This window comes from Peribacillus sp. JNUCC 23, assembly GCF_053653995.1.
Genome location: NZ_CM132202.1, coordinates 2172545 through 2185088 on the forward strand (window position 1 = coordinate 2172545; position 12544 = coordinate 2185088).

Here is a 12544-nt window from a genome sequence, read left to right on the forward strand (position 1 = left end):
CATGAAAAAACAGCAAGTCATTGTATTTCTACCTGCCTATAACGAAGAAGAGTCAATTGGGGATGCTATCGAGAGCATCCCTAGACATTTTCATCATCAGGTCGAGGTTAAAGTGTTAGTTATCGACGATGGGTCAAGAGATCATACAGTCAATGTGGCAAGAAAAGCTGGTGCTGACTATATTGTCAGTTTTGAGAAAAACCGTGGACTAGGAGCGGCGGTTCGAGCAGGGTTAAAGGAAAGTTATGAAAGAGGGGCAGATATCGCGGTAATGATCGATGCCGATGGTGAGTACCCCTCTTACCAAATACCAGATTTGTTGGCACCAATATTTAAGGGAGAAGCTGATTATACAATGGGTTCCCGTTTTTTGGGAACGATAAAAGGGATGAAGCTTCATCGACGTCTAGGTAATTATTGTTTTACTTTTATTCAGAGTTTGTTACTCAGAAGGTGGATTTATGATGGACAGTCAGGGATGAGGGCTTTTACAAGGCAAGCTCTTGAACATGCAGAGATCGTCCATGATTATAATTACGCACAGGTTTTAACTTTAAATCTTGTCAGAAAGGGTTTTCGGGTAAAGGAAGTCCCTATTCAATATCAAGTTCGTTCGACGGGAGAATCGTTCATCACCTTTAAAGGCTATCTATCTTCCGTGATCCCAGCCATTTGGAAAGAAGTAAAAAGACCGGTTCAAAAAATAAAGATAGATGGCAATGCTCATCAGTTGAATAATATGGATACGTATAAAATTAAGGGAAATCATGCTGAAATTGTATTCTTTGAAGAGAGAAATTATTAAATCAAATGATCATAACTAATAATTATGTAGGGGGATTATAAATGAAAAAACTACTCATTTATTGTTTTTTGTTACTATTTGTTCTTACTCATTCATTTCCACTGTCTGCAAAAGCATATACATATGGAGACCCGAATGAAGAGGCATTGGCAGAAGCCTATAAAAAAATGCTAATTGAACTAGACAAAAATCCTTCAGACTTTGCCAAAGCGGAAAAGCATTATACTACAGTCAAAGAAGAAATCGACATGCATATGGGACCTGAGCCGACAAAAGCTATTCTTCAAGACCTGGAAAATAAAGATAAAGAACAAGCGATTAATAATTTGGATCAACTCCTTGTGTTAAATATCGCAAGGCGCATGGAAAATATTGATAAAAACTTCTCGGAGTATGAAACGAGCAAACGTTTATTAGCAAAGGGATTTGCAACATATGAAGCATTATCACCAAAAATTGAAGCAAGAAACCCAGAATTGGATAAAGAAATTAAGTCAGAATTTGATAAAGCTCTAAACTCATTAGGAAATCCAGGACTATTTGGCGTTGGACAAAAAGAGGCTGATAAGAAGGCTTTCGATGCCAGTAAAGATAATATATTTTCTTTCCTACAAAAAGAGTTTAACTTAAAGAGTTTGAAAGTTGGCCATTTTACAGAGGTTGAAAAGAATACTAGTAGCCAAAAGAAGGATTGGACAGATGTCTCCAATTTGCGAAATTGGCTGCCGCTCGTGATAATCGTTGTAATCATTGTTGGTGTTGTAGTTTATACGATTCGCAAAAAGAATAAATCATAAGGATTCGTTTTTTCACTATGGGAGAGGAGAATAGTCTGTGGAAATACAAGCTTTACTAATTACCTTCCGTGAAGTCTTAGAGGCATTACTCATTGTTGGAATCATTACAACGTATCTAAAAAGAATGGGCAAAAACTCTTTTACAAAGTATGTATGGGTAGGGGCCGGTCTTGCTGTACTAGCTAGTATTGGTGTAGCCATGCTATTCCAAGTTGTGCTTACAGGCTTTGCTTCGATGGGCAGCGAAATGTATTTGAAGATAGGGATTATGCTAGTTTCTGCTCTGTTGTTAACGCAAATGGTTTTTTGGATGTCAAGTCAAAGTAAAGATTTGAAGGATAATATGGAAGGAAAGTTGGATCGTTTTATTACAACGGGGAATGTAGTTGGAATGGTCATTCACTCATTTCTAGTTGTTCTTCGCGAAGGAGTTGAGACTGTTTTCTTCTTTGCGGCTATTACCGGTGGAAATATTGGTGCTGCAATGGAAGGGTGGGGTGCCATTACTGGCGTCATTATTGCTGCCATTGTTTCTTATATTTTCTTTAAGGGAACTATGAAGGTTTCTCTTAAAACGTTCTTTAAAGTAACAGGTATTTTTATCATACTTATTGCGGCTGGTCTATTAGTTCAAGCGATTTCGATGCTGCAAGATTTAAATATTATAGGAAGTGTTATACCGCATTTATATGATTTGACTTGGTTTCTTCCAGAACATCCAATAGATTATGATCACTATTTGCGTGATCACGGGGTGGCCCCAATACTGTCAGGAGATATTGGTATTTTCCTTAAAGCATTATTCGGATATGCTTCTATGCCATCTATAGAAGAGGTCATTACCTATATCGGATATTTTGTAGGTATATATCTATTAACTTCATTTAAGTCAAGTGGGAACACTGAGAGTACGAACAAGAACGATCAGGAAAAAGACTTGAAAACACAGGCGAAATAAGGAGTATTATCCTCTAAGGAAAAAGTGCAAGGTGTTTTACTTGTACTTTTTTCATGTAAATAGTTCATTATTTGGAAAACGGTGAATAGGTATGGATAAGAAAGAACGAATGGTTAAGACCTCTAATATATTTAATATTGTTTTTGCTATTATTAGTATATGTTCGATATCATTTCTACTTTGGACTCAATTAACTCATGTCAATTCCTTTGCTTCTACATGGGATCAGGTGGATTTTGCGCTTGCGTTAGATCGATATGATTTGATGGCTATGCAACCGCATTTCCCAGGGTATCCCTATTTTATTATAGGCGGCTATTTTATTCATCAATTTGTCGATAATAAAGTGTCTTCACTGACCATTTTTAATATTTTGATTTATTTTAGTGCTTTGTTTCCAATATATAAACTGGCAAGGAAATATGTTTCAAGGTCGTATAGTTTAGGGATTATTTCAATCGTATACTCTTCGACTTATGTTATGGTGATAGTAAATCAACCAATTTCAGAAGGCGCTGCCCTAGCTGCCTTATGGTGGTATTTTTGGAGTATTCATGTGGCAATGAATGATAAGGGAATAGGTGTAAACAGTTTGCCTCTACTGTTACTTAGTGTATTGTTAGGTATTCGATTATCTTATCTGCCATTCGCAGTCGGTTTACTTTTCTTGTTTTATTATAAATGGAAGAATAAGTATTACACATTTAAACAAATCGTTTGTTATTCTATATTGGCAATAATGTGTCAATTCATTTGGCTAGCTGCGCTAGTTTTTTCTGAAGGTAGTGTTAAAGGATTTGTAAAACTGTCTCTAGCTTTTACAAGCGGTCATTTTAACGATTGGGGTAATACGGCTGTGTCTAGTGATTTATCCTTTCTAGAAAGGATAAAAACATTAGTACTTCATAATGTATTATGGACGGGTATTTCCTCTCAAACGATTTTATTGGCCGTGTTCTATGGTATATTTGTTAGTTTATTTATATTTCAATTGAAATGGAGTGATCTAAAAAAAGATTTCACTCAGCACTTAGCGTGTATCATGGGTATTGGTTATTTGATTTGGGCTATTGTTGCGCAAAACATTGATAAACCTAGACATATTCTTCCTTTAGTCATACTTTTTCTTTTCATTGTATTGATTAATGTATTAAGTGAGACTAAAGAGATTAGGAAATTTGTCATATCTATTCTTTGTTGTCTCCTATTAATATCACAAACATACCATTCATCTATATTGATTATAAAACAAGCGAATGAATCTCCAGCCACCTATCAACTATCTAACTATTTACAGTCTCTTGATCAACCAACCATTGTATATGCCTGGGAAGAAACGAGGGTGTTACAGTACATGAATACTACAACTCCCTATAAAAAGGTACAAACTTATCAAGTTTTTCTACATGATAAATCCTATTATCAGAACAGAAAGATTTTAATAACGGATAAGGTAGTAGAAGCGTTTAAATCACAAGATATAGACCTTACTGGGAGGCTAATAAAAATAAAAGAGTTCCATTCAAATCCTATTTATGATCCGGTATATAACTATATTGTATTGTATGAATGGAGAAATGAATAAAATGTGGAATTTGGATTACTAAGCGTTCAAGCAAAATAAAGATTAGTTCTGTTTTAGCTAGAAATTAGAAAAAGTATCTCACCAAACTGGTAAAAGTCTATGAGTTTTGGAAAGCAGGAGAGACAACAGCCGTTAAAGCCATGGCGAAATTTGGGGTTAAAAAGATAACTTTTTATAAGTTGGTAAAGGAATATGAAAAAGATTTTTAAAAGTTCGCTATATAATAGAAGAAACTCGTCAAAAAAGTAGCTTTTTCCACGGGAGAAAGGAAAGGGGGGATTTTAATGAACCAGAAATGGCTCGGTATTATTACCGAGTTGAGGTAAAGGTTTAAGAAGAGCATTTGTATATCTTACTCATTGGTTATTCCTTTTATAGCTTTCGCATCTTCAGTAGTGCCAGGGGATATTACATTTGTTGATAATGAGCACTTGTTTAGTGAATTTAGTCAGCTGTATAGGGTACTATATTTAAGTGAGTTAAATGAACCATGAGTACTGAAAGATACTAATGGAAGAATTTTTGTAGAAAATGAAAATGAATTAAATGATGCAGAACTATATAACCTAAAACATTGGAAAAATATATATTGAAAACCTATGAGGGTTGGAGATATAGTATTCAACTATTGGGGGTAAAACTTATTTACAAACACTTTTCAATTGCTTTTCTCGGTAATTGTTTAGTTTTTGATAAATGACATTTCCAATACACCGTTATAATTCTAATTGTTTTACATGAAAAATTATAGAGATTACTCATTAAGAGCAGTCTCTATGTTAATTGTTGCTTCATTTTTTACCATAAAATCTCCTATTTATTGATTAATTGAATCAATCTCACACTGAAGAACTTTCAGGGGATTTTTTCAATTGTTTTTTTCGGATGGCATATACGACTACCAGCAAAAGAGGTAAAAACAATCCAATCGAATATGAAAAGAATATACCTGTTGTCGTGTTCCAATTTTGTTGGTAGACGACATTGGGATAGATCACAAGAGAAAGGACTACGACAATCATTCCTAATGGTATTGTTAAAGGGCGGTAATCTTTCAAATTTAAAATTTGTGCAATCCCTAAGACGGAAGCATAAAAATAAAGGGTTGTCTTAAAATAGAGGGCGATAATCCATAGTGCAGCCATTAGTGCCTCAATACGCTGTATAAAATCCCCAAAATTTATTCTTTTGGCCAATTCATAACTCGGATAAAACTCCGCAGCAGTATTATCAGCACCTAACACTGAAACACTCAAAAAGGTAAGGATAATGATGACGATCCCGCCTATTAAGTTTCCAATTAAAAAGGATTTTTTAGCTTGTTTAAATTTGTTAATAAAGGCAGGGAAAATCATTAATAAAACAATAGCATTGACTGAAGTTACTTCGATAAAAGGTAAGGATGATTGAACGATCGTTCTTGTCCCTGCCTCATATACAGGCTGTACGTTTTCAAACTTGACTTCAGGTGAAATAAATAGCACTAAAAAGAGAAAAAGAACGAAGAAAAAAAGGATTAATATTTCAGCAGAACGAGCAATTGTCTCTAATCCAAGACGGACTCCCATCACGATAATTATCGCCATAAGGATATTAAGGGCTGCCATTGGAGTATTTGGCATCAAATGTGTGTTGAGGAATGTCCCAGAATAAAATAAAAGACTTGAGGCATAGATAAAAGACATGAATACAAATAAAAGAGATACGGCTTTTCCTACCCATTTCCCTAAAATTTTTTCGGTAACTTGGATAAAGGTGAGATGAGGGAACCACTGTGCTAGTGTGCAAAATAGCCAAATAACTAATAATCCGATTCCCGTACCGAATATTGCGACAATCCAAGCGTCTTGTTTTGCTGCTGTAGCTAAAACTGATGGAACAATTAAGATGCTCGTACCAATCGAAAATAACGTGACTAAAACTAGAAATTGGTACGAATTTATTTTAACGTTTTGCATCATTTCATATCATGCCGTCCTCTCCATAAGGTTCTTTACTTCGACAAATGTGCAATAACATCATTAAGCGGTTTAAACATATAAGTTAGTAAGTCCATTGGATTCGGAATAGTTTTTCCTAATCCTTGTGCAATACTTAACCCTACCCCAATAACAAGAAGAATTGAAAAAACTAACAACTCTTTTTTATACTTTTTTTCCAAGAGAGGTGGAACTTCAATCAACAGAATGACAGTTGCAATCAAAAGTATTCCCATACTTTTCAGCATGTTTATTTAGTCCTTTATCTTTTCTAACAAGGAATTATTTATCGTACCCGTACGATGAAGTTTCATGTCTACTTTAACATTTACTGTTAAAGTAGAAAATTCCTCATCCCAATTTTCTTTCATCTTATTCCACTCTTTCGGATTGGAACGATGGATGGCTTCACCAAATCCAAATATGTCCGTTTTATATTGTTTTTGTAACGTGTCCAAAGTCTCATTAATGATTTCTATCACTTCTTTTTCGTAAATTTTCTCAAGCTCATCAATTGTTCCTAGTTTGGTAAGATTAATTTTACATTCTACCTCTCCTACATTCCCTTCTACTTTAATATTGATATCCACTTCAGGCTTTCCATTGTTTATATTACCTTTAACATCAGAATTGGATTGAATGACCTCTATAGTGGCTTTTCCCTCTTTAGGACAAGATATTGGTGTTACTGTTGTTTTTACTGAGTTGGTGATATCACTATAACCTCTACTTTCCTTTTCAGTTAACCAGCTCACTAGTTTATCTTCTTTAAACACAGCTAAATTATCATATTTAATGCGAGCAGCAGGAGAAATCGTTTCCACATTCTGTTTGCTTGATCCTATTTCTTTGTTTCCTATTAATTGAATTCCTGTTAGTACGGCTTCCTTTCCGTCACTTGTAAGATCTGCTATCAATTCATGTAAAGTAATGCTGTGCGTACCAGCCCAAGCTTTTTCTGACATTTTAAGACTGTTAAACATTTTATTGGCTGGTATGCTTTCTATAGCTGTTGTGACATTCAGTATTTCTTTAGCGGGTATATCCTTAGCAACAACAACATAGAAATCCGGTCGAAGTTCCCAATCCCGTGACAGTAACTCCAAGGATTTGCCTATCCCTTCTTTAGCTAATTCCTCACCAATCACAAGCATTCGAAGGTGTCCAGGATATATTTTTCGTGGCGAGTCCTTTGTCATTCTTCGAATGGCTTCATAAACCGTTTCCCCGCTAGCAGTAAAGAGGGCGACCGTTGTACTCCCCGTACTTCCTTTCATGGATACTTCCGAAGGTACAACCACTTGAGTGGTTACTTGGTATTCATCTTCAACTTTATCGATACCTATTGCCAGCGTAATGGCGAGTTCATTTAATTCCCGCCGGTCCCAACACCCCGTAAGAAAGAGGCTGAGAATTAGGAGACCAAAGATGCACTTTTTCATCGTTAAACCCCTTCATACTCCTTATTTTTTTGTTGGTGCTGGTTTTGCAGAGGCTGAATCTTGTTGCCTAACCCTATTTTGTTGATTGATTAGGCGAGGTCGAGTAAACATTTTCCATATAGGCAAAACAATAAATGTATCCTTTTGATCGGAAACATTAAATGGAGCTATCGGAGACATATAAGGTACGCCAAAAGAACGCAAACTGCATAAATGCAGAATAAGGGCAATTAAACCAACCGTAATTCCAAATAAACCAAACGAAGCAGCTAACGCCATAAATGCAAAGCGCAGCATCCTTACAGCAATCGCTATGTCGTAAGAGGGAGAAACAAAACTAGATATGGCGGTTATTGAAACGACGATTACCATCATAGCTGAGATTATTCCTGCTTCAACCGCTGCTGTACCAATAACAAATGCACCTACAATAGACATGGCTGAACCGATGGAGCGTGGCATTCTTACGCCTGCTTCCCGCAAAATTTCAAAGGTGACTTCCATTATGACCGCTTCAATAAATGCAGGAAATGGGACACCTTCTCGCTGGGCTGCCAGACTAATGATGAGTGCAGGCGGTAGCATTGATTGATGAAAAGTTGTGATCGCAATAAATAATGCAGGTGCAAGCAAAGAAATCCCGGATGCAAAAAACCGAAGAAGTCGAATAAGACTCCCAATAACCGTACGCACATAGTAATCTTCAGCAGATTGGAAAAACTGAACGAATAATGCTGGAACGAGTAACACAAATGGTGTTCCATCTACCAAAATAGCTATTCGTCCCTCGATTAGTGCTGCAGCTACTACATCCGGACGTTCCGTGTTATAAACAGTGGAAAAAGGTGAATATGGTGAATCCTGAATTAATTCCTCTATATTACCACTTTCGAGAATTCCATCAATGTTTATTCGGTCCAAACGTAAACGGACTTCTTTCACTATTTTGTCATTTGCAATGCCATTGATATAAACTATGGCAATGTTCGTTTTCGTGCGTGTTCCAATAATTTTTGACTCTATCCAAAGGTTCGGATCTTTAAGTTTCCGCCGAATTAAGGCCGTATTTACACGTAAATTTTCGGTGAATCCTTCGCGTGGTCCTCTAACTACCGTCTGAGCCGCTGGTTCAGTTACCCCACGCTCGACCCAGTGCTTATTGGAAATGATTAAGCCTTGGGCATATCCGTCGATTAAAATAATGGTATCCCCTGACAAAAGGCTGGTAAAAAGAACGTCAAGATTAGTTATTTCTTTAATTTCTCCTACTGTCAAGGCAACATCTTTTAATATGCTAATAAGATTTTTCTCAGGAGAAGTTTTTTTCTGTAATTCAATCCCCTTGATATCTAGCATGAGCGTTTCCAAAATAAAATTTTGTAATGAGGGTGTATCGGTTAATCCGTCTGTATATATAATACCGGCTTTAATGGTTCCTTCTTTTCCAATTCGAATTTCACGAATGATAATATCCGAACTTTCCCCAAGGGTATCCTTTAGAGTTTGTATGTTTTGTTGAAGACTAGTTTTTAAGGCATCTTTTTTTTGGGGGGCCACCGCTTGACTAGGTGAAGGGGGAGAGGGATTTAACTCTTTTATATTTTTTTTCTTTAAAAACCACATAGTCTCCCTCTTTTCCTCTTTTAACTTTTTTATGGTATCAAAAAGTCTTTTCTAATTTCACTATATATTGGATAGGAAAAATCACTGACTATGGCCATCGCTATTGGTTAATCATGGCTATCTATATTATTTAATATGAACTACTTCAATTTTTTTATACGTTCAATATAGATGTAAGCGTCAAATAGATCACCTTGTCGACAATTAAAATCAGACACTGGTTTATATTAATCAAAGGGAGCAAGGAGTTTATAAGTCGAAGCCAATTACTAGTAAGAAGAAATTGAAAAAACGACATGAACCGAAGTTCTTGCCATCTGTTTTTGGTATTCACATGTATGAGACCTAGGTAGACTAAGGAGCCTCCAAGTAAGAGATACCTTATTCTAAGTTATCCGAATCGGGCGAGCGTTTTGTACTCTTCACTACCGTTGTATAACATACAGTAAAATCATATATGATAAAACTTGGAAATGACTTTATTCGAGTAACGAAGGGGGGAGACACAAAATAAAATTACAAAAGTAGAATAAGAAAATTTAAATCGTCTTTAATTAGCAGTTTTTTTCTTCTTGTCTTTATTTCTAATCTATCACGATTTAGTTTACATAATACACCTTATCGGTCTTTCGCAAAGTACTACTCTTAGACAGATATACCGAACATATGTTATGTTGATGGTGAAACTACTACATACCAATAAGAATAAAAGACGAGGTGTTTGACGATGAACAAAACAGATCTAGTGAATGCTGTGGCAACACAAGCAGAACTAACAAAAGAAGACGCTAAAAAAGCAGTGAATGCATGGATTGAAACAATCTCTACTACGCTTGCTAAAGAAGAGAAAATCCAATTGGTTGGATTTGGCACGTTTGAAGTGCGCGACCGAGCAGCTCGAACGGGTAGAAACCCACAAACAGGAGAAGAGATGCAAATTGCTGCTTCTAAAGTTCCTGCTTTTAAACCAGGTAAGGAATTAAAAGAAGCTGTTAAGTAAAATAAATATAGTTATAATTGTGTAAAAATGCTCTGGGGATGAGATGCTCTCCAGAGTCTATTCTATTTAAATAAGTATGTTTTCTATTTTTTTCAATAGATATGAATTTGTAATAACCCTTGCAGGGATACATACTCCAATCATGAACTGTCTCGTGATGAATGGGCAGTCATGGGAGCTACATAAAAAACCTCTTCCTTCTTTTTCCACAATAGCGCCCTACAATGGAAGTCCTGTATGGATATGTAGGATTTTATCTTGTTCAGCAATCGGGCCAGATTGTGGAGTAACAACAAGCCCATTTCTCATATATAGTTACAAAAATTGACGCTGTTATTGGTCTACTAGCACATGCTATTTCTTATTCAAGCCATGCAAACGTTAGATGCGCAAAAGGAATAATAGTAAAAGTGTGTAGATAAGTATTACATGATAAATGCTAATGCCAAAATTATGCAGATAACTTTAGAAATAAAATTATTATGAGATTGTTTATTTTGGAAAAGCCTCATTATTGATTCGATATTCCTTCCTTTTTGAATAACTCAATAAAGTTCTGAGCAGACCTGGATAAGCTATGGTTTTTTAGCCATATCAAACCGATTGGGGTTGAAAACTTGGTATCGGAAATTCTGTAAGCATGTATAGGATATCCTTTATGCTGATTAAGTACCGTTTCCGGAACAATAGATGCGCTAAAGTTGGCCGAAACTAAATCTAATAAAAGCGTAATATCGGAACACTCACCAATGATGTGAGGATGTAATTGAAGCCGGGAAAAAGCTTCTAAAATTAAATAATGAACACCTAATCCCTCTGTACTTGGTAAGAGGAGTGGGCAGTTTAGAATTTCATCAAGCGAAACACCATGGCTGATTGATTTCTGCTTTCTAGATGTAATAAAATAAAACGGTTCTGTATAAAGATGAAGAATTGAAAAATCATCCAATTTAAGTGGCAATCGTATAAATGCCAATTCTAAGGCTCTATCTCTTACGAGTTGGCAGAGAATCGATGATTCATTTTGTTGGATTTTATAGGTAACTTTGGGGTAACTTGTGTGAAATTGTTTGAGAATTTCAGATAAGTTATCCACAGAAAAGGTGTTAACACCGATCATCAGTGTTCCGCTTACCCCAGCCCCTACTTCTTTTACCTCTAATTTGGTTTCTTCCATTAATTGAGTCATTTGTAAGGCATATTTATATAACGTTTTTCCCGTCTCAGTTACTTCAAAGTATTTCCCACCTCTTTCTACTAACTTGGAGCCAAGTTCCTCTTCCATTGATTTCAGCTGTTGACTTAATGGTGGTTGAGAAATGTGAAGCCGTTTAGCAGCGGCAGAGATTTGCCTTTCCTCAACAATTGCTATAAAGTATCGTAGCTGTTTTATATCCATCGTCAAAAACACTCCTTTTTAATATACGAAAAACCTAAGTTAAACTTACTTTTTTAATATTTTACATATACATATCTTCATGATACCATTTTTACAAAGAGGGGAAAAGAAGCTATGAAGGTGGGGCGAATGTTTTTAATTCTGCTGTTCGTTTTTTGCTTACCGCATGTCAATCAACATCTGAATCATTGGAAAGCTTGTAAAAGATTGAATACAACCAATCTGGAAGGTTACGAAATATATGCAAGCACAGGGCCATGCCCGATGGGTATGAGTGCCATTTATTATACCCAAATCAAAAGAGTATATTTTTATACCCCCAGTAATCCAAGCCAAGACCATGTATACAAGCAATTTTCTCTATCAGATGAAGAAAGAGCCATTTAGATGGTTCAACTGGAGTTATAACTGACTTAGAAGCTTATTGATAAACCCGAAGCCTAAGGCAATACGTTTAAAGATGAAAATGAGGAGAAATTTAATGGATTTTGTGAAACATACCATCGAATTGGCACGCGAAAATGTAGAAACAGGAGGTCGTCCATTTGCTACCGTGATCGTACAGAATGGAGAAATTATTGCCGAAAGTCCAAACTTGGTAGCTCAAACACACGACCCAACAGCTCACGCTGAAGTGCTTGCCATCAGAAAAGCATGTAAAAAACTGCAAACGGAACATTTAATAGACTGCGAAATTTATATTCTTGCAAGTCCGTGTCCAATGTGTTTAGGGTCTCTTTATTATTGCAGCCCCAAAAAGGTAATTTATATTACTACACGTGAGGATTATGCACCTTATTATCAAGACGATCGCAAATACTTTGAACTGGAAACATTTTATGATGAATACAGTAAACCAATTGAAGACCGCCGATTGCCCATGGTTCAACAACCAGATGAAGAAAGTATTAAGGTATACCAACGCTGGTATGAATTAAACTCTAAATGATTGGATT

The 12544-nt window shown here is 35.9% G+C and carries 11 protein-coding genes; 6 read left to right on the forward strand and 5 right to left on the reverse strand.

The window, feature by feature from the left end; all coding sequences use genetic code 11:
* The first annotated feature begins 1 nt into the window (after position 1).
* The 4 genes from JNUCC23_RS10450 to JNUCC23_RS10465 all read left to right on the forward strand — a co-directional run bounded on the left by JNUCC23_RS10450 (position 2) and on the right by JNUCC23_RS10465 (position 4145).
* Positions 2-805 (forward strand): glycosyltransferase family 2 protein, encoded by an 804-nt coding sequence (locus JNUCC23_RS10450; RefSeq protein ID WP_454215677.1) that lies wholly within the window; start codon positions 2-4, stop codon positions 803-805.
* A 41-nt stretch (positions 806-846) separates the two neighbouring features.
* On the forward strand, positions 847-1602 hold the full coding sequence (locus tag JNUCC23_RS10455) for a hypothetical protein (RefSeq protein ID WP_454215679.1): 756 nt from the start codon (positions 847-849) through the stop codon (positions 1600-1602).
* A gap of 37 nt (positions 1603-1639) precedes the next feature.
* On the forward strand, positions 1640-2560 hold the full coding sequence (locus JNUCC23_RS10460) for an FTR1 family iron permease (RefSeq protein WP_454215680.1): 921 nt from the start codon (positions 1640-1642) through the stop codon (positions 2558-2560).
* Between the two features lie 91 nt (positions 2561-2651).
* Positions 2652-4145, forward strand: a complete 1494-nt coding sequence (locus JNUCC23_RS10465) for a hypothetical protein (protein WP_454215682.1) — start codon at positions 2652-2654, stop codon at positions 4143-4145.
* Between the two features lie 839 nt (positions 4146-4984).
* Here JNUCC23_RS10465 and JNUCC23_RS10470 read toward each other — a convergent pair.
* The 4 genes from JNUCC23_RS10470 to JNUCC23_RS10485 are packed head-to-tail and all read right to left on the reverse strand — an operon-like array spanning position 4985 to position 9189.
* Positions 4985-6106 carry a GerAB/ArcD/ProY family transporter gene (locus tag JNUCC23_RS10470; protein WP_454215684.1) on the reverse strand — a complete coding sequence of 374 codons (1122 nt, stop codon included), beginning with the start codon at positions 6104-6106 and terminating at the stop codon, positions 4985-4987.
* Positions 6107-6138: 32 nt separating this feature from the next.
* On the reverse strand, positions 6139-6372 hold the full coding sequence (locus JNUCC23_RS10475) for a hypothetical protein (protein ID WP_454215685.1): 234 nt from the start codon (positions 6370-6372) through the stop codon (positions 6139-6141).
* Between the two features lie 6 nt (positions 6373-6378).
* Positions 6379-7566, reverse strand: coding sequence for a Ger(x)C family spore germination protein (locus JNUCC23_RS10480; protein ID WP_454215687.1), 1188 nt, complete (start codon positions 7564-7566; stop codon positions 6379-6381).
* 21 nt (positions 7567-7587) lie between these two features.
* Positions 7588-9189 (reverse strand): spore germination protein, encoded by a 1602-nt coding sequence (locus JNUCC23_RS10485; RefSeq protein ID WP_454215689.1) that lies wholly within the window; start codon positions 9187-9189, stop codon positions 7588-7590.
* Between the two features lie 727 nt (positions 9190-9916).
* Between JNUCC23_RS10485 and JNUCC23_RS10490 the strand changes: the two genes are divergently transcribed.
* The gene (locus JNUCC23_RS10490) at positions 9917-10189 is read left to right on the forward strand and encodes an HU family DNA-binding protein (RefSeq protein ID WP_403073937.1); all 273 of its coding nucleotides are present in this window, start codon (positions 9917-9919) and stop codon (positions 10187-10189) included.
* Positions 10190-10700: 511 nt separating this feature from the next.
* Here the strand turns inward: JNUCC23_RS10490 and JNUCC23_RS10495 are convergent.
* Positions 10701-11588 (reverse strand): LysR family transcriptional regulator, encoded by an 888-nt coding sequence (locus JNUCC23_RS10495; RefSeq protein ID WP_062179984.1) that lies wholly within the window; start codon positions 11586-11588, stop codon positions 10701-10703.
* A 481-nt stretch (positions 11589-12069) separates the two neighbouring features.
* On the opposite strand from JNUCC23_RS10495, the gene JNUCC23_RS10500 reads away from it, so the two are divergent.
* Positions 12070-12537, forward strand: coding sequence for a nucleoside deaminase (locus JNUCC23_RS10500; protein ID WP_062179978.1), 468 nt, complete (start codon positions 12070-12072; stop codon positions 12535-12537).
* Positions 12538-12544 lie beyond the last annotated feature (7 nt).